This is a genomic window from Thiomicrospira cyclica ALM1 (genome assembly GCF_000214825.1).
GTDB classification, from domain to species: domain Bacteria; phylum Pseudomonadota; class Gammaproteobacteria; order Thiomicrospirales; family Thiomicrospiraceae; genus Thiomicrospira; species Thiomicrospira cyclica.
Genome location: NC_015581.1, coordinates 706,162 through 727,755 on the forward strand (window position 1 = coordinate 706,162; position 21,594 = coordinate 727,755).

The following is a 21,594-nucleotide window of genomic DNA, read 5'->3' on the forward strand; positions in this document are numbered from 1 at the left end:
CGGTATGTTTCAGATTCAAGATATGGATCCGAAGGTCTATCGGACCAACACCCGTAATGCGACTATTCGGATAATGGCGTTATTTATTGTGGTCGGATTTAGCACCTCCTACGGGTTTTACAGTTTATTTGATAATCCGCACAACCCATTAACCCTGCAAATTATCGGCGCATTAATCGGCTTGGCATTGGTGTTTTGGATTACTGCTAAGTTTTTTAAAGACAAGCCGTGGATGGCTGAAGCCATGTATGGCTGGCAGCTAAAACGTAGCTTAATGCACATTACCAATGCGATGCGTCAACTCCAAGAGAAGGTGGAAGCGGGTGATGTAGAAGCCATGAAAATCCTGCGTTTTTATCATCTAGGGGTGACCCAAATGTATACGCTGGAGCAAAACACCAGTGGGTTGATTGATCTTAAAGCTGAAAAAGAGCAGTTAGCAGGCAAAATGCAAGAACTGGGCTTGGATACCGAACAAACAACTTTTGAGCTGGCCAAACTTAAAGCCGTGGTGGGCGAATCTAAATCAATTAATGACTAATTCCAAGCACCTTAACAGCTGCTAACCCATCGGTCAGTGGTTGCCCAAATTTATAATTCATGATGAGACCCTCAAAAATTCCATGTCCTCATTTCCTATAAACCCAGCCGAGCTTTATTCATTGATTGCGCAAGCGCAAAGCCGTGATCAATTTCGTTTAAAACGCGACTTGCAACAACTCGACTTGCAAAAACGCGACTTGGCGAATGACCAGGCCTGGCTGGCTTGGTGTGAGCGTTTGCAAAGGTCTTTAGATAAGGTGCAAGCACGCAAAGCCTTGGTGCCGACCATTGATTACGATTCCGCCTTGCCAGTAGTGGGGCGACGTGATGAGCTGTTGCAGCTGATCAAAAATCACCAAGTGGTGGTGATTGCCGGCGAAACCGGCTCGGGCAAAACCACTCAAATCCCCAAATTGTGTTTAGAAGCCGGACGCGGTGTGATGGGGCGTATTGGTTGTACCCAGCCACGACGTTTAGCCGCGCGTAGTGTGGCGGAACGTTTAGCCGAAGAATTGGGTTCGAGTCTGGGTGAGTTGGTGGGTTACCAAGTGCGTTTTCACGATCAGGTACATGAAACCAGTTTAATCAAGGTGATGACGGACGGGATTTTGTTGGCAGAAATCCAAAACGACCGTTTTCTCAGTCAATACGACACGATTATTATTGACGAAGCCCACGAGCGCAGCGTCAATATTGATTTCTTGCTAGGCATACTGAAACAGCTTTTGCCTAAGCGCCCAGATCTTAAAGTCATTATCACCTCGGCAACCATAGATACCCAGCGCTTTGCCGAACATTTTAAACAACCGGGTCAGCCCGGCCAACCTAGTCTTGCGGTACCGATTGTTGAAGTTTCCGGCCGTACCTATCCGGTCGAGGTGCGTTATCGTCCGTTGGGTCAGGTGGCAATGGATGATGGCACGGTCATCGAACAGGATTTAACCAATGGCATTATCGAAGCGTTGGATGAATTGGCAGCGCACGATCCGTTTGGCGATGTGTTGGTGTTTCAAATCGGTGAGCGTGATATTAAAGAAACCGCCGAGGCACTGCGCAAGCAAAATCTAAAAAATACCGACGTGATTCCGCTCTATGCGCGCTTGTCGATGGCCGAGCAAAACAAGGTGTTTCAAACTTCGCCCAAACGCCGCATTATTCTTTCAACTAACGTGGCCGAAACCTCTTTAACCGTGCCGGGCATTCGTTATGTGATTGACCCAGGCCTGGTTCGCATTAGCCGTTATAGCGTGCGCTCGAAAGTGCAACGGTTGCCGATTGAACGGATTTCTCAAGCCTCGGCCAATCAGCGCAAAGGGCGTTGTGGCCGTGTCGCCGATGGTATTTGCATTAGGTTATATTCTGAAGATGACTTTAACGCCAGGTCTGCTTTTACTGACCCAGAAATTCACCGCACCTCGTTATCCTCCGTGTTATTGAATATGACCCAGCTGAAACTCGGCAAGGTGCAGACCTTTCCGTTTATTGAGCCGCCGGAAGAAAAAGCGGTCAATGACGGTTATCGCCAACTGATTGAAATTGGTGCACTGGATGATAAAAAACACCTCACCCCCGCTGGACGCGATTTGGCGCGTTTGCCGCTGGAACCACGCATTGCCAAAATGGTGTTGGAGGCGGAAAAAAACAATGTATTAGCCGAGGTGTTGATTATTGCCGCCGCGATTAGCATCCAAGACCCTCGCGACATCAACGAACAAACTATGCAAGCGGCGCGTGCCAAACACAAGCAATGGGAAGACCCGTGTTCGGACTTTTTGTTTTTCCTTAATCTGTGGCGCTTTTATGAATACCAAGCCCGCCATCTGAGTCAAAGCAAACTGCGTAAACTCTGTAAAACCAATTATCTGTCGTATTTACGTTTACGCGAATGGCATGATTTATTTCACCAGTTGAAAGTCAGCCTCAAGTCGATTGGCTTAAAAGTCGGTGAGCTGCATCTGTATGAAGAGGTTACTGAAAACGGCCAAACCATCGAACGACTCAGTGACTTGCATAGCATTAATGTGCACCGCTCATTATTAGCAGGCCTGCTCGGGCAGATTATGATGCGTGACGACGCGCAGGGTTACCTGGGTGCACGCGGCACCAAGCTGTTTATTCATCCGAGTTCGGTGCTGTTTAAACGCAAGCCAAAATGGCTGATGTCGGCGGAGATGGTTGAAACCACAAAACTCTATGCGCGCACCAGTGCGGAGATTGATGTGAATTGGGTCGAGGATTGTGCGCCGCATTTAATCAAGCGCAGTTATGCTGACCCGCATTGGCAGAAAAAAACCGGTCAGGTCGGTGCCTATGAATCCATTACCCTCTATGGCTTACCGATTGTCAGTCGTCGTGTCTGTAATTACGGCCCGATTAATCCCAAAGATGCGCGTGGCATTTTTATTCGGGCCTTGGCACAGCAGGAGCTGAATACTCGCGCGGCTTTTTATCAGCATAATCTCAAGCTGATTGAAAATATCGAACGCTATGAAAGTAAACTGCGTCGCCCCGACTTGCTGGTTGAACAGCAGGTGTTGCAGGATTTTTATGCCGCGCGAATTCCGGAACACATTTATAACCAACCGGCATTAGAAAGCTGGCTGAAAAAAGCCGATAAAAAACAGCAAGCCGCATTGCTGCTTACCGAGTCGGATTTATTAAAGCAGGATTTAGACAGCCAGTATGAGCGCGATTTTCCCGATCAAATCCAGCTCAGTCAACGGATTCCATTGCAACTAGACTACCGTTTTGAACCGGGTAAACAACAAGATGGCGTAGTGTTTAAAATTCCATTGGCCGGTCTGAACCTGGTGAATGAAAGCCAATTTGAATGGCTGACGCCTGGGTTTATTAAAGAGAAAATTACCTGCTATATCAAAGCCTTGCCTAAACAACTTCGCAAGCAGTTTGTGCCCGCTCCGGCGGTCGCCGAACGCATCGCGCAACAGATTAGTGCCGAGCAGGGCGAGTTTGTGCCGCAGTTGTTGCAGGCCTTGAATCGCGGTGCCAACCATAAAATTGGCGTTGAGGACTTTAATGCGGTCAGCTTGCCAGCTCATCTATTACCTTGGTATCAACTGCTGGATGACAAGGGCAAGCTGATTGCCGAGTCGGCTGATTTGGCCGAGCTGAAACTGCGTTATCACCATCTGGTCGAAGCCAAAATTCAGCAGAGCGGGGGCGAGAAAAAACAGCCGGTGACCGAATGGCACTTTGGCAACCTGGCTGACCATGAAACCATCAAATCACAGGGTAAGCAATTACAAGCCTATCCAGGCCTGTTGGTCGAGCAGGGGCAGGTGTTTTTAACCCGCAGTGGTGATGAACGCCAGGCTAAAAAGCATCATGGCTATGGCGTTTGGACCTTGTTAAAACTGTCGTTGCAAGACAAGGTGAAATATTTGCAAAAACACCTCAACCTTAAGCAGGCCTGCTTGTGTTTTGCGCCCTATGGCTCCTGTGCGCATTTAACCGAGCACATTATGGAAAAAGCCTTGCGCCGTTTAGTGCCTGAGCCGCAAGCGATTCGCCAACAGGCGCAGTTTGATGATGCGCTCGACACCCTTAAAGCCAACTGGGTCGCCGAAGCGCAAGCCTTAGCAGGCCTGGTAACTGAGATTTTAACCGGTCATCAACGGCTGGCAAAACAGATCAAAGGCAAGGTCAATCCGCGTTGGTTGGCGTCGCTGGATGATATCAAAACCCAACTAGATGGTTTAGTGCATTTAAATTTTGTGCTGGACACACCGGATACTTGGCTCAAACAAATCCCGCGTTATTTAAAAGCCCTTGAGGTGCGACTCGAAAAACTGGATTTAGATCCGCAAAAAGACCAGCAAACCCAACGGCAAATGGTTGCGGTATTAAACCAGTATCATGACTTAGCGAACCGTTATGGCGCGCATCCACCAGCGAGCTTTATTGACCTGCGCTGGCAATTGGAAGAACTGCGGATTTCGCTATTTTCTCAACCGATGAAAACCCTGCAAACCGTGTCGATTGCCCGTATCGAAAAAGCCCTAGCCGCACTTTAACTATGGCGACTTAATCCACTTTATGTTAGGTTAGGATTTGAAACCAATTTAGGGAGAGATTGATGCGATTAAACAAATTATTTGCGGCCTTGTTTGCCGTTACCATTTCTGGTTCTTCATTACTGATCGTCGGTTGCGGTTCTGATACCAGTTCTGATGCTGCGAAAGCCGTTGACACACGTGAAGTGAAAAAACCCGCGGAGCCTTCAATGCCAAGCTTAGATAACCGCGTAGAAGGCGAAATGCCTGCGGCATTTAGTGGCACTACAGACAGTATGACATTGCCGGGTACTAGTGCGCGTCCTCAGCCACCGATGATGGATGAGCAAGTTCCAGACTATAACCAGTGAAGCACAAGCTACAACTGTAGGTAACACGTTTTGGAAAAACTATTTGAGTTCTAACGCGCTAAACCCTGCCATAAACGCCATCAGCCGTGCCAGTATGATATCAACCCCGCCTGCCACATTGGATTCCATGTTCAGCGCTAAAACGGGGTCGTGCAGTGATAATCTGAGCAAAAACCAGCCCTGTTCGTTTTCCCCAAGGCAGGCTACCCGAATACCTTCATAATTATTAGGTACCGCTTGCCAGTCCGTTTGGGTTGATACAAACCGGGTTAGTGCTGCTAATACCTGTTCGCCATAGGTTTTAAAGTCTGTGTCCTTGATGGAAAAGCGTAACTCTTGGTCTTCATGGGGTTCTTTTAGCGACTCAATGAGCGAGCCTAGGGTTTTTTGTTGCATTTTCGTTTTGGCTAATTCAATCAATAATAGCGTGATGACATAAGCGCCATCATCTAGAAAATAGTTATCTTTTAAGGCCGCGTGTCCAGATGTTTCAATGGCAAGCGGCGTCAAAATGCCTTCCTTGTTTAAGCGAATGGCTTCATTAATGACATTTTTGTAACCCCGCTTAAAGCGGTGGTGTTTACCTTGCAACTGTTGCTCAATAAAATCGGTTAAGCCGTCTGAGGTTACCGAGTCGGTAACAATGGTTGCCCCTGGATGCGTTTTGAGTAAAATCGCGGCCAGCAGCGCAATTAAACGATTGCGGTTGATGGCTTGACCTGTGGCATCAACGGCGGCACTGCGATCGACATCGGTATCAAAAATAATGCCTAAATCCGCTTGATGATGGCGCACAGCCGCACAAATAGAGGCCATAGCATCACTATCTTCTGGGTTGGGAACATGATTAGGAAAGCGACCATTGGGCTCTAAAAATTGGCTACCTTGCGTATCCGCACCTAGTGGCTGTAATACCTTGTCTACAAAAAAGCCCCCCGCGCCATTACCGGCATCGACAATAATTTTTAATCCTTTAAGGGGTTGTTGGTAATGGTTAGCGTGATTAATCGCTTGACGCACCTTATTCACTAAGCCCGAGGCATAGACCGACATATAATCGAGGGTTTTTACCGGCTGTTTGCAGGCCTGGTCAGGCAATTGGGCGGCAAGGGTAAGTAGGTTCTGAATATCGGGTTTATCCAAGCCACCCAACGCGGTAAAGAACTTAAAACCATTGCGGTTGAAGGGCAGGTGACTGGCGGTAATCATCACCGCGCCGTCAAAGACATCATCGTGACCTAGCGCTGTTGCAGATTGAATCGTGGACATAAACATCGCCGGGGTAGAGGCTAGGCCAAAATCGGTAACCTGCACACCCGAGACCATTAAGCCTGTTGCTAACCCCTGGGCTAAATCGGGTCCCGATAAACGACTATCTCGGCCTATAGATACCTTGAGTTGTGATGTTGGCTTTGCCAGTTTGGTGGATAACCAGTGTGCAAAGGCTTGGCCAATAGCGTTAGCCTGTTCGACGGTTAAATTTACCGACTCATTCGCTACACCTTTTAGGGCGATACCGCGAATGTCCGAACCGTTTTGTAATCGATACCATGCGCTCTGTTCCATCAGGTGACCTTTTTGTTGAATGCGTGTGTTTTAAGTATACTGTTCTAAGTGGTCGTTATATCACTATTATTGGGTTCATTAACCTTTATGAGAGATTAAAAACAGGGCATTCAAAATGATGATGCGATTTGCTATGACATTCGTTATGCTGCTATTGATGCTAGCCAGTACAGTGGCTGTTTTACCGCTGGTGTATGCTAGTCAAGACACCCAGATCAACCAAACCAATCCGTCCGCAACCTTGCTGCCTGATAACTTTTATGCCGCGAGTCAGGCTTATGCAACGGAGGATTACGCGACGGCGTACCGATTGTTTTTGCCTATGGCCGAGCAGGGTAATGTGTTTGCCCAGTTTGCATTGGGCAAGATTTATCGATTTGGTGAGGGTCGCGAGGTCGATTACGCAAAAGCTTTGGTTTGGTATCAGCATGCGGCTCGCCAGCGTTATGGAGTGGCGCAAAGTCATTTGGGTGAAATGTATGAGCAGGGATTGGGCACGCCGGTGGCATTAGATACGGCAAAATACTGGTATCAAACGGCGTGCCATAACCTGTGTTCGGAAGGTTGTGGTCATTTGAACCGATTGGCTATGGATTAATAGGTAATAGGTATAAAAGGCTTTATAATCTGCGCTTAGTGTTATCAATGCGTGTAACCCTTAAATTTTTTGCTACTTTGAGTCTATTATGAAAAAAACCTTTGCGTTAACCCACGAGAAAAAAGCGCCCGCCCGTTTGGTGGATGCGATTAAAAATGAACTGAAAAAATATTTAAAACGTGAGCGTGCGAAAGCCTTGCCGAATGACGTCGATTTTTGGGATTTTGCCTGCCGTTTTGGTGCCGACGAAGCCAGTGCTAAGCCGTTGCATTTGGCGGAAATGAATGCGGCACTAGATCAGGCCGAAGCAACGGGTTGGACCAGTTGTTATATTGAAATAATCGCGAAACCGGGACATCGCAGTACCAAAGGATAAGTTATGGCGGGATCGTTATTGGATCAAATGAAAAAAGCTGGGCTGGTGAACGAACACAAAGCCAAGCAAGCCAAAAAAGAAAAATATCAACAAACTAAACAACAGCAACAACAAGGCGGCAAAAACGCTGTGGCTGATCCAACAGTGGCCCACACAGAGACCAAGACAGCCGCTCAATTGGCAGCCGATGCCGCAGCGCAAAAAGCGGAAAAGGATCGCCAGCTGAATGCCGAGCGCCAACAACAGCAGGCGCAGAAGGCGAAACAAGCGGAGCTCAAGCAAATTTTGGCGGTGCACAGTTTAAAAAACACGACCGGTGATCAACTGTTCAACTTCGCCGATGGTGCCCAGGTGAAATCGGTGGCGGTGAATGCGAAAACACATGCCGGCCTGGTTGCGGGCAGTATTCGCATTGTGCGCTGGAAGGGCGGTCATTTGCTGGTGTCAGCCGATATGGTGGATAAAATTAACCAACGCGATGATCAGGTATTGATTCCGTTGGCGGCCGATTCTTTCGCGGATGATGGTTTATCGGCGGAAGATCGCGATTATTACGCCAAGTTTGCGATACCTGATGATCTTAGTTGGTAAGTGCGTTAATTTCTGCTGCAATCGCTGACCGTTCAACCAGCTGTTCAAACCACGCATCAAATTTATTGGGGTTTATCAATCCCAATAACACCCCTAATACCGATCCGCGATGGGCGTTATCGCCACCCACATTGGCGTTGGCCAGCAGGCCTGCTATGGGGTCTTCAGCATATTTATGCGCTAAATATAAAACGGCTGGCCAAGAATCACTAATGTAGCAAGCCGGTGAGAAGAGTTGGCCAATGACTTGGCGATCATCAGGGTCCTTTGCGATGAGATTGGTAAGATTAAAGCCCGACGCTTGTGCCGTGCGTTCGATCTGTTGGCGGGCATCTTCTAGGTTTGGGCTGTGCCAGAGTGCCAAAATCAGGGTCGTATAGTTATTAGCGACCTTGGCTAACGCCGCATCCGGATGGGTGAAATACAAATGTTGTTTAACTTGCTGTTGGATAGTAGTAAGGTCGGCGCCTTGTAAATGGGCCGCGATAACCAGTGGCGCAAGGGTGACTAAGCCGCCAATCGATGCGGTATCGTGGGTGATGGCGCCACATTGTTCAGCGGGAATGCCCTGGATATAGTTGGCAAAAAAACCACGATGATAGGATTCGGCATAGGTGTCCGGGTGTTGGGGTGGATCTGCCGTCATAAAGGCAATGTAATCGGCTAAAAAGGCTTGCGGATTATAGTGTCTTTGATGCTGTGCCAGACAGCGCATTAGCAGCCGAGCGCAATGCGCATTGAGGGTATTTTCTCCGGCTTGCATCCCTTGATGATAGTGCTGATAGGGTACATCCCAGTAGGCGGCTTTTCCTTTTAAAATTACATCACCGACAATGCTGGTCTGTGGTTGTTTTTGGGCGGTTTTACGCCCACCTGCCGCCGTTGAGTGGAGTGACATAATCGACGATGGATGATGCGATGGTGCGGCTTCAAATTGGGTGATGCCACCGTTAAAGGCCTGTTCAATATCAAAGATGCGGTAAAACCAATGTGCCGGCATGGCAAGGGCATCACCGATAAATAGTGCTTGTAAACCACTGCGGGCTTTTGCAAGGTCGAGCTTATTCATTGTGCGCTCCTAGGGGTTGGCATGAGTGGGTTGGCGTGCGTGGTCGATAAGCTGGCAAAGTGCGTCGAGGCTATCAATCAGTCGTGCGGTTGGGCGTTGATATTGATCGCTATCGAGCAAATAAATGTGTTGATTTTGGCTGGCGGCTAAAAATGGCAAGGTTTGCCATTGCGATAACCAGGCCTGCTGATTAGCGGTTTTTCCGCCCAGTAGAATGACATCGGGATTTTCGTTAATGACCGCTTCGCGGCTGACGTGCGGTGCCAGTGCCATTTGATCAGCAAAAATATTGACGCCACCGCAAATGGCAATCGCTTGCCCCATAAATTGTGCGCCATTAACCGTGATAAGCGGTTGATGCCAAACTTGATAAAAAACGCTCACGGCTGAAGCATGCTCGTATTTTTGACGCAGTGTGTTCAGCTGGTATCTTAGGCGCTCTGTTTCTGTATTGGCCGTATCCTGTTGTCCGGTGAGTTGGCCAATTTCGGCAATCAGCTTGGGAATGTCGTCGAGTTGTTGCGTGTCGTGAATCAGCAGGGGTAAACCGAGTTGCTTTAGCCGCTGAGTATCGCGTGCTGAGGTACCGGATTGCCAGGATAAAATAAGGTCCGGCTTGAGTTTAATAATGCGTTCAATATTTAAGGCATTAAAATCGCCTACGCGTGGGATACGCTGTGCTTCGGGGGGGTAGTCTGAATAACTGACCGCACCGACTAAGTAATCACCAGCTCCTGCGGAATAAATCAATTCGGTTAAACTGGGCGCGAGTGAAATGATTCGGGTAATGGGTCGCTCTGCGGTGATCTCCGCGTCTATTTGGGCGGCAGCGGTGGTACTAAAACTAGTTAGGCTAACCAGAGCAACCAGTAGCAGACCTGCTGCCAGCAATCGCAGTTTATAAGCATTACTCAGCTTGGCTGGTGGCGTTACATCCATTACAGCCATTACAAGTCGATGCCTTTTTGTGCTTGAATCCCCGCTTTATAGGCGTGTTTTTCATCTTTGATGTCAGAAACCGTATCGGCGAGTTCACGCAATGGCGCTATCGCCGAACGACCGGTGACGACCACATGTTGCATCTCAGGCTTCTGGCTCAGGCCGTTTAAGACCTCGTCCTTATCTAAATAATCGTAACTGAGTAGATAGGTCAGTTCATCCAGCACCACCAGATCATAACTGGGATCGGTAAGCATTTTCATGGCGACCTGCCAGCCACGTTTGGATGTGGCAATGTCCTGTTCGCGGTCTTGAGTATCCCAGGTAAAGCCATCGCCAAGAACATGCCATTCGCAATTTGGGAGTTGACTAAAAAACGCTTCTTCGCCGGTATCGGTGCGACTTTTAATAAACTGACACACGCCGACTTTCATGCCATGGCCTAAGGCGCGTGCCACCATTCCAAATGCCGAGGTGGATTTACCCTTGCCGTTGCCGGTAATCACCAGTAGCAAACCTTTTTTTTGGTCAGCACGGGCAATCGCGGCATCAATCTGTGCTTTTTTACGCGCCATACGAATGTTGTGGTATTCGGTTTTTTTATCATCGGAATGCATAGAGTTTTCGCCGTAAAATGAGAGTACACAGTGTACAAAAAGTTGCGCTAAGCTGTTAAGAAAAATGGGATTAAAGCGTGGAATTCAACGCCTATGGCATAATGTGAAGCCGTTTAGTTGGAGTTTGAAATGAATATACTGCTGGCTTTTAAACACTGGCGAATAAAACGGCTGTTAAAACGCTTTCCGATTAAACGGTTGATTTGGCGTCGGCTGATGCGTGAGGATGCGTTATTTTGCGGATTAAGTTCGGTGCAAAAAGCCTATTTACGCGAACTGACCACCTTGTTTATACAGCAGAAACGTTTCCGTGCGGTACAGGGTTTAGAGCTAAACGAGCTCATGCCGATTAAAATTGCCGCCCATGCTTGCCTGTTGATTCTAGAATTGGATCTCGATTATTACCAGGGATGGCGAGATATTATCCTTTATCCAGATGCGTTTATGGTGACAAGCGATGACATGGATGAGGCTGGCATTGTATCGCATCAGCAACGTGTGTTAGGCGGTGAAGCCTGGTTACGCGGCCCGGTGGTCTTAGATTGGCAGGGTTTTGTTGATGATGTCAGTCAGCCGGACCTTGGTCACAATCTGGTGATACACGAGTTTGCGCACAAATTGGATATGCAAAATGGTGCGGCTAATGGGATGCCACCGCTTCACCCATTGATGAAGCGCGAAGATTGGACGCTGGCGTTTAGCCAAGCCTTTGAAAACTTGCAGTTACAGGTAGAACGGGGTGGTGTTCCAGCAATAGATGCCTATGCGGCGACCGAACCGGCTGAGTTTTTTGCGGTTTGTTCGGAGGTTTTCTTTATGGCGCCGGATCAGCTAGCTGAGGCTTTTCCAGCGGTTTACCATCAACTCAGCCTATTTTATCGCCAAGACCCACTCGCTCGAAAAACACTTGCTGTTGTTCAATAAGGCGATAAGCGTTACTTGGCTAGGTTGGGTTGCACAAAATTGGGCTTGTTAACGGAATCAAGATAGAGCTGCTCAACTTGCGTGCGAGCCCAAGGCGTTTTTCTTAAGAATTTAAGACTAGACTTAATCGAGGGGTCTTTGTTAAAGCAGTTGATACGAATTTGACTGCCCAGACCAATCCAGCCATAGTAGTCAACGAGTGCGCCCAGCATTTTCTCAAGCGTCACGCCATGTAGTGGATTATTAACTTGGTTGTTAGTTTGGTTGTTAGTTTGGTTGTTCATTTGGCTAATTCCTGCAGTCGAGTTTTTTATTGGGATCGGTATCGACATTCAAACAGTAGGCCAGTACCCGCATCATCATACGCTCTATGTTTTCAGAGGGATGTTGCGCCAGTGTTACGTTAAGAGTTTGAAAGATATGGCGGTTCATATCCGACAATGCAATAGTGAATTTGTAAATGGTTGGTTTTAACGCCACGTTAGGGTCCTGTTTTAAGGGTATTTAGTGTTGCGAATGGAGCGTTTTTGTAAGCACACTTTCCACCCATTTATTCATGCTTTGACCGTTTTGTTGCGCGGCTTTAAGGGCGGAGGCATGGACTTGCGGTGAGATGCGCAACATGAGTTTGCCACTGGCCGGTTTTTCAGGTGCTTGCTGAAGCTGCTCACAGGCTTGCAAGTAATCATCAATTGACTGCTGAAACACTTGTTCAAATTCGACAACGGATTCGGCATGAAAGCTAATAATGTCATCAATATTTAGCACGCGACCGACAATGATTTTATCGTCCGGGTCGAACTCCATACTTGCGCTGTAACCTTTGTATGTCATGGTGTTTTTCATGGTTGAACTCCCAGTTTTAGTAAAAACTCGCGTACTAATTTCACGCGGTATTTAAGGGCTTCTTTTTGTGGGTGAGGGCGATGAAAGTAAGCGCGTTTACCGTCTTTTTCAAATGTCACCGATGACCCGGTTCCTTTAATCACCTGACACCCCACTGCAACTAGCAAACTCTCGATCTTTGACCATTCGATATTGCCGTTAACCGGATCGTTAAAAAGCGTAGTGAGTGTTTTATGGTGTTTGTTATTCATAAAATTATGATAGCATTTTTATTTTAAAGTGCAATCATTCGATGGGGCGTTGAATTTAGGCTGAATGGAAAAAGCCTGATCGAATGACCAGGCCTGGTTAGCGTTAAAGTTGAGCGCGAATGCCGATAAAGAACTGGCGCCCGCCATTGGCATAAACAATATCGGGCGTTGAACCTGTCGCGTTTTCAACGGCATCGGTATAGTCTTCATCAAATAGGTTTTTAACCTTTGCATGAAGTGAGATATGGTTATTAACAGTATAATTCACGCTTAGATCACTGATGAAATAGCGCCCGATTTGTTGTGTTCCGTCGTTACGGTAGTCGTATTTAGTGCCTATATAGCGGGTATGCCAGTTGACTTGTGTGTCTTTTAGACCATAAAAACGCAAATCAATCGAGGCTGATTGTTCAGGTCTTCTCGCTAAGGTTTTTCCTTGATCGTCTTTAGCTTTTAACTGGCTATATTGCAGTGATAAAAGCGTATTTATGGGATTTAAGTTGCGTGAATAGTCGATTTCCCAACCCGAGAACTTGCTTTTACCAGCTAAATTGTAAAAGTAGTCATCATAATCCGGATCTCCCCAATTTCCGATAGCCTCATATTCAATCATGTCATGAATTTCACTATTAAAATAGCTGATACCAAAGCCATAAGTTTCTATGCGAATATCCCAGTCCCTGGTTTCTTCAGGCTTTAGGTCTTTCGTACTACCGTAAGAAAGTTGATATAAGCTTGGAGCGGTGTAGGCCGTACCCATATTGCTACTTAGTTTTGTATGCTGATTAATCGCATAAGCTGCACCTAGTCGACCTGTCGTTTTATTCTTGAACTCATTAAATTGATCATAACGTAGTGCTTGGTTTAGCGTGAGCTTGCCAAATTGGTTTTGATTAAAGAGGTTAAGTGCGGTGTTGTTAACTGTAATATCATTTTGGTCACTGGATGTATTACTTTGAACTATAGAAATCTGCGTTGAATCGTCTTGACGATAATGACTTTGTATTTGTAATGATTTTTGATCTTGCTTGCCCAGATAGTTAAAGCCGACGCCTTCTGTGCGTTCAATCTCAGTTTCACTGACCTGTGAGGTTAGTTCAAAAAGATTGTGTCTAAGTTGATAGCTGAGTTGTCGGATAGTGGATTTAACTTGACGATTTGAGTCACTGTCATTGGGTTTGTCAGGAGCAAATTGTGAATCAAAATCGGCATCCATAATAGTTTGTTTAACAAACGTCTCAATTCGCTGCCGTTGAGTTGGATTTAATCCGATGGCAAGTGAGATATCCGTTTGTTCATAACCATCACGTTCAAAGTTATTTTGATTTGCTTTAAACGGCTTGAGTTGGGTGAACCCATCCGTTTTGGTATTGTTAAAGTGATAAGAGGCATCGACATCTTCTCCAACAAGTTTTAGTGCTGTGCTGAGTTGACTGTATCCATTATCACCTAGGGTTAAGCCAACTCTTGCTGAACCCTGTCTTGTTGCTTTTTGGGTAATGATGTTGATTACCCCTGCAGCAGCATTTGCACCCCAAATCGCAGACTGAGCACCTCTTACAATTTCAATTCGTTCAATGTCATCTAACTGCAGGCTTTCAAAATTCACAGTATTCGCAATACTGGAAGGGTCATTGAGTGGTGTGCCATTAAGTAGAACTAATACTCTGTTTGAACCTCGTATGTAAACGTTTGCAGCATGGCCGCGCCCACCATTAACGCCAAAACTAACACCTGGAACTGAGACCAGTGCATCGGTTAGGGTTTGGTATTGCTTAACCTCAATCTCTTCTCGCGTAATAACGTGCATATTGGCGGTCACAGAGCGTTGGGTTTGTTCGGTATTATTAGCCGTCACCACAATTTGTGAGAGTTGATTGTCGGCAATAACCAGGCCTGGTGCGAAGGCGAGTGCCGCAATCAGGGGTTTGAGGGTAAAAGTTTTTGAGTTGTGTAACATGGAAAATTCCTTCAATTCATATTAAAAATTATGAACGAAGGCAAAACGGACTTAACCCAAAGCCAGGCAACAAAGCGCAGGATGCTTTAGGTGTTTCGGGTGTTAACACGAAATTTTACAAGGCCCCGTATTGCCCACCGCAATAGGTTAGTTTGAAGCAAGCTTCAATACCTAAGGCCGGTATCCGGGCTGAGGAGCATTTTCCTTTACCTTCCCAATTCAGTGGCTTGCACCTGGCTGAATCAGTGGTTTGTTAAAGGTCTTCTCCATCACCGTTGCGGGGGCAGCGTTCGATTAGATGCGGGGCATCGCACGACTCTTCCCGTTTAACGCAGTCTTTAAACCGCGCACCTTTAGGTGAACCTGATTATAGAGGGTTGGGGAATTTAATCAATCTTTGTTTTCGGGTGGGTTGGTGTGATTGTTGGCCATTTTTTTGGCCAATTTGTTGGCGAGTTGGTAGGAAAACCAAAACGCAGGGGTAATAATCATAAAGGTAAATAGGGCGGTTAAGCCAGATTCCATCAGGCCATTGTCTTGCCAAAGCATGACCAAGCCGACGGCGAGGCTAAGCAATGCGCTATTGCGTAAAGCACGTTTCATGGGATTAAGTAACATGGTTTATCCTTCTATGAGTTTGTTTAAGCAGGCCTGGTAGGCGGCTTCGTCAGGGGCTTGTTGGTATTTTTGACTGTTCCACAACGCTTCGGCTAGGCAGTCCATCATTTTGTGTTCAGCGTCTAATATACTGCCGAGCTTTAGGCTTAACACCTTGTGAACATGTGCAATTCCTTTGGGTCGATCAGTTGCTACTTGTTCACGAATGCCCAGGTGCATACCCATATGTAAAAACGGATTGGTTTCGCCCATTTCGGGTAGGTATTCGTTTTGAATGTGATGCTGGTTTTGCAGCATTTTGTGGTATTCCGGATGCTGTTCAATTACCTGCGCAATCTGTTGTTCTAATGCGTCTAGCGGTTGGTTATGGCGCGCTTTGTGCCAAATATCAACATAGTGTTGGCGCAGTTTGTCACGTTCTGAAGTATACATAGTTAAGATTACCTTTTGATGACACCCGCAGGTCGGCTAGGGTGGCCGTCTTAATTGACATAGTTATGTTTGTCTTTAAGTTCACACCAGTCGAAAATGACACAGCTGCCGCAACGGGGTTTACGAGCTACACAGGTGTAGCGACCGTGCAGGATTAACAAGTGATGGGCATCCATCAGGTGTTCTTTGGGGGTGAACTTTAATAGTTTTTTTTCGACCTCTAGTACATCTTTACCGGGTGCGATTTTGGTGCGATTAGATACCCGAAAAATATGGGTATCTACAGCCATTGCAATTTGTCCAAAGGCGGTGTTGAGTACGACATTAGCCGTTTTGCGACCCACGCCGGGTAAGGCTTCCAGTTCTTCACGAGTTTGGGGTACTTCGCTGTTGTGGAGCTCAACTAACATCTTGCAGGCTTTGATAATGTTTTCGGCTTTTGAGTTAAACAGTCCAATGGTTTTGATGTAGTGTTTTAGACCGTCAACACCGAGGTCGTAAATGGCTTGAGGGGTATTGGCGACCGGAAAAAGTTTAGCGGTGGCGATATTGACGCCTTTGTCGGTTGCTTGCGCCGACAGGATGACGGCAATCAGCAGCTCAAAGGGCGTTGCATAATTGAGCTCAGTCACCGGTTCGGGTATGGCTTGAGCCAGCGTGTCAAAAATTTGTTGGCGTTTCAGTTTATTCATTTGGCGGGTTTGAGTTCAACGGCAATGTTAGCCAGGCTTGGTTTTCTAACTTTTTGATCGACCAGGTTTTTAAGCGCGATTAAGAGTCCAAGGGCAATAAAGGCACCCGGTGGCAGAATGGCTAGCATGACAGGATTGAAGTTTTCGGGTAAGTAGATAACCCAGTTTTGGGCAGTATCGCCAAATAGTAACCAGGCCTGGTCAAACAATGTGCCGTTGCCGATCAGTTCGCGGATGGCGCCTAAAACGATGAGTACGAGGGTAAAGCCTACACCAATAAATAGCGCATCGACAATGGATTTATCGACCGGGTTTTTGGAGGCAAATGCTTCGGCACGAGCAAGTATTGCGCAGTTGGTTACAATCAGTGGAATAAAAATGCCTAAAATGCCATGTAGGGTGTAAAAGTAGGCGTGCATCAGCATATCAATAACGGTCACCGCACAGGCGATGATGGCAATAAATACCGGGATACGAATTTCAGTGGGCACATAGTCTCGAATTAAGGATACTAGGATATTGGAGGTTAGCAGGACGGCCATCGTTGCCAGCCCCAATCCCAAGCCGTTTACGGTGTTATTGGTGACCGCTAATAAGGGGCAAAGTCCGAGCAGCGCAACGAGCGCTTGATTGTTGTTCCACAGGCCTTTTTGGGCAATGTCTTGGTAGTCTGCCCATTTTTGTTGCCAAGCACTCACCATTGAACTACTCATAGAGTCGAGCTCCTTCTTGGTTGACATACGCAAGGGTGTTTTTAACAGCGTTAACCACCGCGCGAGGGGTAATCGTGGCGCCGGTAAATTGTTCAAAATCGCCACGATCTCGTCTAAGGGCCCAGCTTCCGGCATTAGCGGCGGTGAGTTCACGGCCATCAAAACTCAAAATCCAGTTGTCTTTGCGCAGTTCGATTTTATCACCTAAACCGGGGGTCTCGCGATGACTTAAAACGCGTACTCCGGCAATGCGGCCATCGGCAAAAACACCAACCAGGATATGAATGTTACCGCTATAGCCATCGGGTGCGATGGTTTCTATCACCAGGCCTGCTGGTTCGCCATCAACACGAGCGCGATAGATGGGCATAGGTCGGTGAGTGCCTAGCGCCTCGGGGGCGGTTATCCAGGTTATATCTTCAATTAAATTGTTGTTGTAATACTGCGTCGGCATAACCTGGTTGAGCGTGTTGAGCATAACTTGACGTTCGACTTCAACGATTTTGGGTTGGGTGAAATTGTTAACTGCCACTAGAATGCTCACACTAACGACCACAAAGAGGCCTAGCAGGCCTGCTGCTCTTAGCATGGTGGATGAAAGGGGCGAAGATGTCATCGGCTGTGTCCTACTACTCTGGGTTGGGTATAGCGATCAATAAGCGGTACGGCAATATTCATTAATAATATCGCAAAAGCAATCCCATCTGGGAAGGTCCCCCAGTTGCGGATTACATAGACTAATACCCCAATACCGGCGGCATAAAGCAAACGACCATAGGGTGTGGTGCTCGAACTTACTGGATCCGTAATAATGAAAAACGCCGCTAACATGGTGCCGCCGGCTAGTAGGTGGAAGCTAACCGGTGCATAAACATCAGGATTTAAGGTGTGAAAAAACCAGGCGGTGATTATGAGTGCGCCCAAAAAGCCGACTGGGTATTGCCAGCGTATGGTTCGCGTCAGCAATAGGTAGAGTCCGCCCACAAAAAAGGCGATATTAACCCAGGCCCAGGCGTTTAGTCCAAACCAGCCGCTGCCAAGTACCGGACTCATCATGACATTGACGGCTGAGACACCTTCGTGCAGCCCCGAACGCATTAAACTGAGGGGGGTCGCACCCGTGTAGATGTAAGGTTCCTGGGTTATCCCAAAGAAGATGACTTGGAAGGTTTCCCAAAATGGGCGATGCAAGCCTGTTAACTCAGTTGGTAGCGTCCATTGCGTCATTTGAGCAGGAAAGGATAGCAGTAAGAAGGCATAACCTAGCATCGCGGGGTTAAAAGGATTGTAGCCTAAGCCACCATAGAGGTGTTTGCCAAAAACTAAGGCAAAGGCACTGCCAGATACCACGACCCACCAAGGTGACTCTGGTGGAATACAAAACACTAAACCGGTCACGGTAATCAGGGCACTAAAGTCGATCATATTGGGTAGTAGCGGGCGTCCGCGCATTTTTAGCATCACATATTCGACTAATAAGGCGGTGGCAACGGCAAGCACCCATTGTATGACAATGCCATAACCAAAGAGTAGCAGGTGCACAACGAGCGCGGGAAGTGCCGCAAGCTGCACCTGTAGCATCACTTTTTGAACAGAGCTGTTATTGTGCGCAAATGGAGAGCTGGTAAAAATGTTATGCATCGGATGATCCCTGTTGCGCTTTTTTTGCCATGGCTTTGGCTTTGGCCGTGGCGACTTGTCTGGCTTTGGCAGCCGCCATGGCTTTTTCTCGAGCGCTCATTGTTGGTGCCGGCGCGTCTGTGGTTGCCGCTTTTGCGGCTATTTCGGTTTGTTGTGCCGCTGCTTGCGCTTTGACGGCGGCCTTTTTTTCAGCCAGTTTGGCTTCACGCTCCGCTTTATCACGTTCGAGTCGGGCTAAACGGGCCTCATGACGTTGCTTGGCTTGTTCGGCTAACTTGGCCTGGGCTTGTTGGTCGCGAATTTCAGCTTTTGCATTCCGATAATACTGTACCAATGGAATATGGCTGGGGCAAACATAAGCGCAGCAGCCACATTCAATGCAATCAAAAAGTTTATAGTCTTGGGCTTTGTCAAACTCTTGGGCTTTGGCGTGCCAATAGAGTTGTTGAGGAAGTAGGTTAACTGGGCAAACTTCGGCACATTCGCCACATCGAATACAAGCCATCGCCTGGTGAGTTGGCTCGGGTGGGTTGGCCAAAATACAGTTGGTGGTTTTAACCACGGGTACATGGTTATTTACTAGGCGAACGCCCATCATGGGACCACCCATAATCAAGGGGTAGTTAAGTGCTTTTATGGGTTTGGCTAAGAGCGCTAGCTCATCAAATGGGGTACCAATGAAGGTTTCAATATTAAAGGGTTCATTAAGGCCATGGCCGGACACTGTCACAAAACGTGAGACGGAAGGTAAACCCAAATTAATAGCGTGATGAATAGCACGTAAGGTTGCCACATTCATCATCACAATGCCCATATCAATAGCATGTTTGTTATGTGGAATTTCGGTATCGAGAAGTTCTTGAATTAGTTGTTTTTGGCCACCCATCGGATAAACCGTCGCTACTTCCGCCAGTTGCACATTAGGATAGTTTGAGCTTGCTTGCTGCACGGCTTTAATGGCATTGGGCTTGTTGGTTTCTATAGCAAAAATAACCGATGGGATTTGAAAGGCCTGAGCGATGGCTGTTGCGCCGGCTAAAATCTCGTCAGGGTGAGTTTGCATCAGCATGTCATCACAGGTAATAAAGGGCTCACATTCGGCACCATTGATGATAAGGTGTTTAACCAGGCCTGGTTGATCAGGCAGTTTGGCGTAACTCGGGAAGCCTGCTCCCCCCATGCCAACGACACCGGCATTTAGAATGGTGGCTTTAAATTGGGCAATAGGATCGTCACCAGGGCGTTGTGGTAGTTGCTCTTGCTTTAAAGGGCTAGGGTGGGCTTCATCGAGTCCATCAGGGACAATGACAATGGCCGTTTCTGTCAGTCCAGAAGCATGGGGTAGGGGTTGAGGACCAATAGCTGTAACTGTGCCCGATGTTGGGGCATGTAAGGGTACACTGCGTGGGATATCGGCTTGAGCAATGACTTGGTATTTGAGCACGCGAGCGCCGACCTCAACGCATGGGGTTGCCGGTTCGCCCATGTGTTGCTGTAAAGGTAGTATGAGTTTTTTAGGCATATAGCCTTGGCGCAGTGGCTGGCGAAGTGCTAAATCTTTGTGGTAATCAAGAAAAATGCCACCATGAAATCGATATAACCAGTTCTTGGCTATGGGTAGATAATGGCTAAGCTTGTTAGCAAGCTGCAGGCTAAGCGTGCGCCAACTCATGATTCAGTTGCCTTGAGTTCAATAGGGATTCGCGCAACTGCATTCGGCTGTGGCCATTTCCAATTGCGGCTGGTGACATCCTCTGTCACCATGCTGATACAGTCTACCGGGCATACCGGAATACAGAGTTCGCAGCCGGTACATTCTTTGGCAATAACGGTATGCATCATTTTGGTTGCGCCTAAAATCGCGTCCACTGGGCAGGCTTTAATGCAAAGTACGCAGCCGATGCATAAGTCCTCATCAATCAAGGCGACCATGGGTTCCTTCGGAGCCGTTGCATCGGCGGCCATCGGCTTGGGATCTAGTTTAAGCAGTTCGGCGATTTCGAGCATGGTGGGTTCACCACCGGGAATACACAAGTTCACTTCGGCTTCGCCCTTGGCTAAGGCTTCGGCATAAGGTTTACAGCCGGGGTAGCCACATTGGCCACATTGGGTTTGTGGGAGTTTTTGGTCGATCATTTCGGCGACAGGGTCACCGTCAACTTTAAAGCGTACAGCGGCATAGCCAAGTAGCAGACCGAAAGCCAGCGCTAGTGCTAGAAAAAGCAGAATGCCTAACCAAGCGCTCATGGCAACATCCCTCCAAAGCCCATAAAGGCGAGTGACATTAAACCAGCGGTTATGAGTGCGATCGGCGCGCCTTTAAAAGGCGTTGGCACATCACCGGCGTCGATGCGTTCGCGTAACGATGCAAACAACACCATAACCAGCGTAAAGCCGATGGCGGCGCCCATGCCAAAGATCGCCGATTGCATAAAATTATTATCTTCGCCAATATTAAGAAGCGCGACACCAAGCACCGCACAATTGGTGGTGATCAAGGGTAAATAAATACCAAGCACTTGGTATAGTACGGGACTGGTTTTGTGAATCGCCATTTCAGTAAAGCCAACCACAGTTGCAATGGCTAGAATGAAACCAATGGTGCGCAGGTATTCTAATTCGAAGGGCACGAGTAAATAGGTGTAAAGCAGATAGCTTAAAACAGATGAGAGTGTTAGCACAAAGGTGGTTGCGAGCCCCATACCCAGCGCGGCATCGGTTTTTTTCGATACGCCCATAAAGGGGCATAGGCCAAGAAACTTGACCAGGACGAAGTTATTGACCAACACCGTGCTAATTAAAATAATGACATAATCTGCCATAGAGCTCTCACT

Annotated in this window: 25 protein-coding genes and 1 riboswitch; of the genes, 7 read left to right on the forward strand and 18 right to left on the reverse strand. The window is 47.5% G+C overall.

Annotation, left to right across the window (positions count from 1 at the left end):
- The first annotated feature begins 4 nt into the window (after window positions 1-4).
- The 3 genes from THICY_RS02865 (at window position 5) to THICY_RS02875 (ending at window position 4,927) form a co-directional block, all read left to right on the forward strand.
- Window positions 5-541 carry a DUF3087 domain-containing protein gene (locus tag THICY_RS02865; protein WP_013835116.1) on the forward strand — a complete coding sequence of 179 codons (537 nt, stop codon included), beginning with the start codon at window positions 5-7 and terminating at the stop codon, window positions 539-541.
- 82 nt (window positions 542-623) lie between these two features.
- Window positions 624-4,577 (forward strand): ATP-dependent RNA helicase HrpA, encoded by a 3,954-nt coding sequence (gene hrpA / locus THICY_RS02870; protein WP_013835117.1) that lies wholly within the window; start codon window positions 624-626, stop codon window positions 4,575-4,577.
- A 62-nt stretch (window positions 4,578-4,639) separates the two neighbouring features.
- Entirely contained in the window at window positions 4,640-4,927 is a 288-nt protein-coding gene (locus THICY_RS02875; protein ID WP_013835118.1) for a hypothetical protein, read from the forward strand.
- A gap of 39 nt (window positions 4,928-4,966) precedes the next feature.
- Here THICY_RS02875 and THICY_RS02880 read toward each other — a convergent pair whose 3' ends face one another.
- Complete coding sequence (locus THICY_RS02880) at window positions 4,967-6,493, reverse strand: phosphohexomutase domain-containing protein (RefSeq protein WP_013835119.1); 1,527 nt, start codon at window positions 6,491-6,493, stop codon at window positions 4,967-4,969.
- 115 nt (window positions 6,494-6,608) lie between these two features.
- Here THICY_RS02880 and THICY_RS02885 point away from each other — a divergent pair, with 115 nt between their 5' ends.
- The 3 genes from THICY_RS02885 (at window position 6,609) to THICY_RS02895 (ending at window position 8,058) form a co-directional block, all read left to right on the forward strand.
- Window positions 6,609-7,091: a tetratricopeptide repeat protein gene (locus THICY_RS02885; RefSeq protein WP_013835120.1), complete on the forward strand. Its 483-nt coding sequence runs from the start codon at window positions 6,609-6,611 to the stop codon at window positions 7,089-7,091.
- Window positions 7,092-7,179: 88 nt separating this feature from the next.
- The gene (locus tag THICY_RS02890) at window positions 7,180-7,467 is read left to right on the forward strand and encodes a DUF6172 family protein (protein WP_013835121.1); all 288 of its coding nucleotides are present in this window, start codon (window positions 7,180-7,182) and stop codon (window positions 7,465-7,467) included.
- 3 nt (window positions 7,468-7,470) lie between these two features.
- On the forward strand, window positions 7,471-8,058 hold the full coding sequence (locus tag THICY_RS02895) for a DUF2058 family protein (protein ID WP_013835122.1): 588 nt from the start codon (window positions 7,471-7,473) through the stop codon (window positions 8,056-8,058).
- On the opposite strand, the gene THICY_RS02900 is transcribed toward THICY_RS02895, so the two are convergent.
- Genes THICY_RS02900 through cobO form a run of 3 tightly spaced genes read right to left on the reverse strand, consistent with a single transcriptional unit; the run spans window position 8,048 to window position 10,683 of the window.
- Window positions 8,048-9,127 (reverse strand): ADP-ribosylglycohydrolase family protein, encoded by a 1,080-nt coding sequence (locus THICY_RS02900; RefSeq protein WP_013835123.1) that lies wholly within the window; start codon window positions 9,125-9,127, stop codon window positions 8,048-8,050. The genes THICY_RS02895 and THICY_RS02900 overlap by 11 nt on opposite strands.
- A gap of 9 nt (window positions 9,128-9,136) precedes the next feature.
- Window positions 9,137-10,075 (reverse strand): cobalamin-binding protein, encoded by a 939-nt coding sequence (locus THICY_RS02905; protein ID WP_013835124.1) that lies wholly within the window; start codon window positions 10,073-10,075, stop codon window positions 9,137-9,139.
- On the reverse strand, window positions 10,075-10,683 hold the full coding sequence (cobO, locus tag THICY_RS02910) for a cob(I)yrinic acid a,c-diamide adenosyltransferase (protein ID WP_013835125.1): 609 nt from the start codon (window positions 10,681-10,683) through the stop codon (window positions 10,075-10,077). The genes THICY_RS02905 and cobO overlap by 1 nt, the downstream gene beginning before the upstream one ends.
- Window positions 10,684-10,812: 129 nt before the next feature.
- Between cobO and THICY_RS02915 the strand changes: the two genes are divergently transcribed.
- On the forward strand, window positions 10,813-11,607 hold the full coding sequence (locus tag THICY_RS02915; protein ID WP_013835126.1) for a M90 family metallopeptidase: 795 nt from the start codon (window positions 10,813-10,815) through the stop codon (window positions 11,605-11,607).
- An 11-nt stretch (window positions 11,608-11,618) separates the two neighbouring features.
- Here the strand turns inward: THICY_RS02915 and THICY_RS02920 are convergent, their stop codons facing one another.
- The 14 genes from THICY_RS02920 to rsxA form a co-directional block, all read right to left on the reverse strand.
- Window positions 11,619-11,891 (reverse strand): VF530 family protein, encoded by a 273-nt coding sequence (locus tag THICY_RS02920; protein WP_013835127.1) that lies wholly within the window; start codon window positions 11,889-11,891, stop codon window positions 11,619-11,621.
- 4 nt (window positions 11,892-11,895) lie between these two features.
- Window positions 11,896-12,087, reverse strand: a complete 192-nt coding sequence (locus THICY_RS08715; protein WP_013835128.1) for a YaeQ family protein — start codon at window positions 12,085-12,087, stop codon at window positions 11,896-11,898.
- A 24-nt stretch (window positions 12,088-12,111) separates the two neighbouring features.
- Complete coding sequence (locus tag THICY_RS02925; RefSeq protein ID WP_013835129.1) at window positions 12,112-12,453, reverse strand: type II toxin-antitoxin system HicB family antitoxin; 342 nt, start codon at window positions 12,451-12,453, stop codon at window positions 12,112-12,114.
- Complete coding sequence (locus THICY_RS02930) at window positions 12,450-12,704, reverse strand: type II toxin-antitoxin system HicA family toxin (RefSeq protein ID WP_013835130.1); 255 nt, start codon at window positions 12,702-12,704, stop codon at window positions 12,450-12,452. The genes THICY_RS02925 and THICY_RS02930 overlap by 4 nt, the downstream gene beginning before the upstream one ends.
- Window positions 12,705-12,807: 103 nt before the next feature.
- Window positions 12,808-14,664: a TonB-dependent receptor plug domain-containing protein gene (locus THICY_RS02935; RefSeq protein WP_013835131.1), complete on the reverse strand. Its 1,857-nt coding sequence runs from the start codon at window positions 14,662-14,664 to the stop codon at window positions 12,808-12,810.
- A 158-nt stretch (window positions 14,665-14,822) separates the two neighbouring features.
- Window positions 14,823-15,034: riboswitch (cobalamin riboswitch) on the reverse strand.
- Window positions 15,035-15,054: 20 nt separating this feature from the next.
- The gene (locus THICY_RS02940) at window positions 15,055-15,282 is read right to left on the reverse strand and encodes a hypothetical protein (protein WP_013835132.1); all 228 of its coding nucleotides are present in this window, start codon (window positions 15,280-15,282) and stop codon (window positions 15,055-15,057) included.
- Between the two features lie 3 nt (window positions 15,283-15,285).
- Complete coding sequence (locus THICY_RS02945) at window positions 15,286-15,714, reverse strand: DUF1841 family protein (RefSeq protein WP_013835133.1); 429 nt, start codon at window positions 15,712-15,714, stop codon at window positions 15,286-15,288.
- Between the two features lie 50 nt (window positions 15,715-15,764).
- On the reverse strand, window positions 15,765-16,406 hold the full coding sequence (nth, locus tag THICY_RS02950) for an endonuclease III (protein ID WP_013835134.1): 642 nt from the start codon (window positions 16,404-16,406) through the stop codon (window positions 15,765-15,767).
- The gene (locus THICY_RS02955; RefSeq protein ID WP_013835135.1) at window positions 16,403-17,119 is read right to left on the reverse strand and encodes an electron transport complex subunit E; all 717 of its coding nucleotides are present in this window, start codon (window positions 17,117-17,119) and stop codon (window positions 16,403-16,405) included. Before THICY_RS02955 ends, nth begins: the two co-directional genes overlap by 4 nt.
- Window positions 17,112-17,735 carry an electron transport complex subunit RsxG gene (rsxG, locus tag THICY_RS02960; RefSeq protein WP_013835136.1) on the reverse strand — a complete coding sequence of 208 codons (624 nt, stop codon included), beginning with the start codon at window positions 17,733-17,735 and terminating at the stop codon, window positions 17,112-17,114. The genes THICY_RS02955 and rsxG overlap by 8 nt, the downstream gene beginning before the upstream one ends.
- Window positions 17,732-18,760, reverse strand: a complete 1,029-nt coding sequence (locus THICY_RS02965; RefSeq protein WP_013835137.1) for an RnfABCDGE type electron transport complex subunit D — start codon at window positions 18,758-18,760, stop codon at window positions 17,732-17,734. Before THICY_RS02965 ends, rsxG begins: the two co-directional genes overlap by 4 nt.
- A complete protein-coding gene (gene rsxC / locus THICY_RS02970; protein ID WP_013835138.1) occupies window positions 18,753-20,432 on the reverse strand; it encodes an electron transport complex subunit RsxC in 1,680 nt (559 codons plus the stop codon). The genes THICY_RS02965 and rsxC overlap by 8 nt, the downstream gene beginning before the upstream one ends.
- A complete protein-coding gene (gene rsxB / locus THICY_RS02975) occupies window positions 20,429-21,007 on the reverse strand; it encodes an electron transport complex subunit RsxB (protein ID WP_013835139.1) in 579 nt (192 codons plus the stop codon). Before rsxB ends, rsxC begins: the two co-directional genes overlap by 4 nt.
- Entirely contained in the window at window positions 21,004-21,582 is a 579-nt protein-coding gene (rsxA, locus tag THICY_RS02980) for an electron transport complex subunit RsxA (protein WP_013835140.1), read from the reverse strand. Before rsxA ends, rsxB begins: the two co-directional genes overlap by 4 nt.
- Window positions 21,583-21,594 lie beyond the last annotated feature (12 nt).

Coding starts and splice junctions, on each gene's coding strand:
- THICY_RS02865 (WP_013835116.1), top strand. CDS start 5: ATGTTTCAGATTCAAGATATGGATCCGAAGGTCTATCGGACCAACACC.
- hrpA (WP_013835117.1), top strand. CDS start 624: ATGTCCTCATTTCCTATAAACCCAGCCGAGCTTTATTCATTGATTGCG.
- THICY_RS02875 (WP_013835118.1), top strand. CDS start 4,640: ATGCGATTAAACAAATTATTTGCGGCCTTGTTTGCCGTTACCATTTCT.
- THICY_RS02880 (WP_013835119.1), bottom strand. CDS start 6,493: ATGGAACAGAGCGCATGGTATCGATTACAAAACGGTTCGGACATTCGC.
- THICY_RS02885 (WP_013835120.1), top strand. CDS start 6,609: ATGATGATGCGATTTGCTATGACATTCGTTATGCTGCTATTGATGCTA.
- THICY_RS02890 (WP_013835121.1), top strand. CDS start 7,180: ATGAAAAAAACCTTTGCGTTAACCCACGAGAAAAAAGCGCCCGCCCGT.
- THICY_RS02895 (WP_013835122.1), top strand. CDS start 7,471: ATGGCGGGATCGTTATTGGATCAAATGAAAAAAGCTGGGCTGGTGAAC.
- THICY_RS02900 (WP_013835123.1), bottom strand. CDS start 9,127: ATGAATAAGCTCGACCTTGCAAAAGCCCGCAGTGGTTTACAAGCACTA.
- THICY_RS02905 (WP_013835124.1), bottom strand. CDS start 10,075: ATGGCTGTAATGGATGTAACGCCACCAGCCAAGCTGAGTAATGCTTAT.
- cobO (WP_013835125.1), bottom strand. CDS start 10,683: ATGCATTCCGATGATAAAAAAACCGAATACCACAACATTCGTATGGCG.
- THICY_RS02915 (WP_013835126.1), top strand. CDS start 10,813: ATGAATATACTGCTGGCTTTTAAACACTGGCGAATAAAACGGCTGTTA.
- THICY_RS02920 (WP_013835127.1), bottom strand. CDS start 11,891: ATGAACAACCAAACTAACAACCAAACTAACAACCAAGTTAATAATCCA.
- THICY_RS02925 (WP_013835129.1), bottom strand. CDS start 12,453: ATGAAAAACACCATGACATACAAAGGTTACAGCGCAAGTATGGAGTTC.
- THICY_RS02930 (WP_013835130.1), bottom strand. CDS start 12,704: ATGAATAACAAACACCATAAAACACTCACTACGCTTTTTAACGATCCG.
- THICY_RS02935 (WP_013835131.1), bottom strand. CDS start 14,664: ATGTTACACAACTCAAAAACTTTTACCCTCAAACCCCTGATTGCGGCA.
- THICY_RS02940 (WP_013835132.1), bottom strand. CDS start 15,282: ATGTTACTTAATCCCATGAAACGTGCTTTACGCAATAGCGCATTGCTT.
- THICY_RS02945 (WP_013835133.1), bottom strand. CDS start 15,714: ATGTATACTTCAGAACGTGACAAACTGCGCCAACACTATGTTGATATT.
- nth (WP_013835134.1), bottom strand. CDS start 16,406: ATGAATAAACTGAAACGCCAACAAATTTTTGACACGCTGGCTCAAGCC.
- THICY_RS02955 (WP_013835135.1), bottom strand. CDS start 17,119: ATGAGTAGTTCAATGGTGAGTGCTTGGCAACAAAAATGGGCAGACTAC.
- rsxG (WP_013835136.1), bottom strand. CDS start 17,735: ATGACATCTTCGCCCCTTTCATCCACCATGCTAAGAGCAGCAGGCCTG.
- THICY_RS02965 (WP_013835137.1), bottom strand. CDS start 18,760: ATGCATAACATTTTTACCAGCTCTCCATTTGCGCACAATAACAGCTCT.
- rsxC (WP_013835138.1), bottom strand. CDS start 20,432: ATGAGTTGGCGCACGCTTAGCCTGCAGCTTGCTAACAAGCTTAGCCAT.
- rsxB (WP_013835139.1), bottom strand. CDS start 21,007: ATGAGCGCTTGGTTAGGCATTCTGCTTTTTCTAGCACTAGCGCTGGCT.
- rsxA (WP_013835140.1), bottom strand. CDS start 21,582: ATGGCAGATTATGTCATTATTTTAATTAGCACGGTGTTGGTCAATAAC.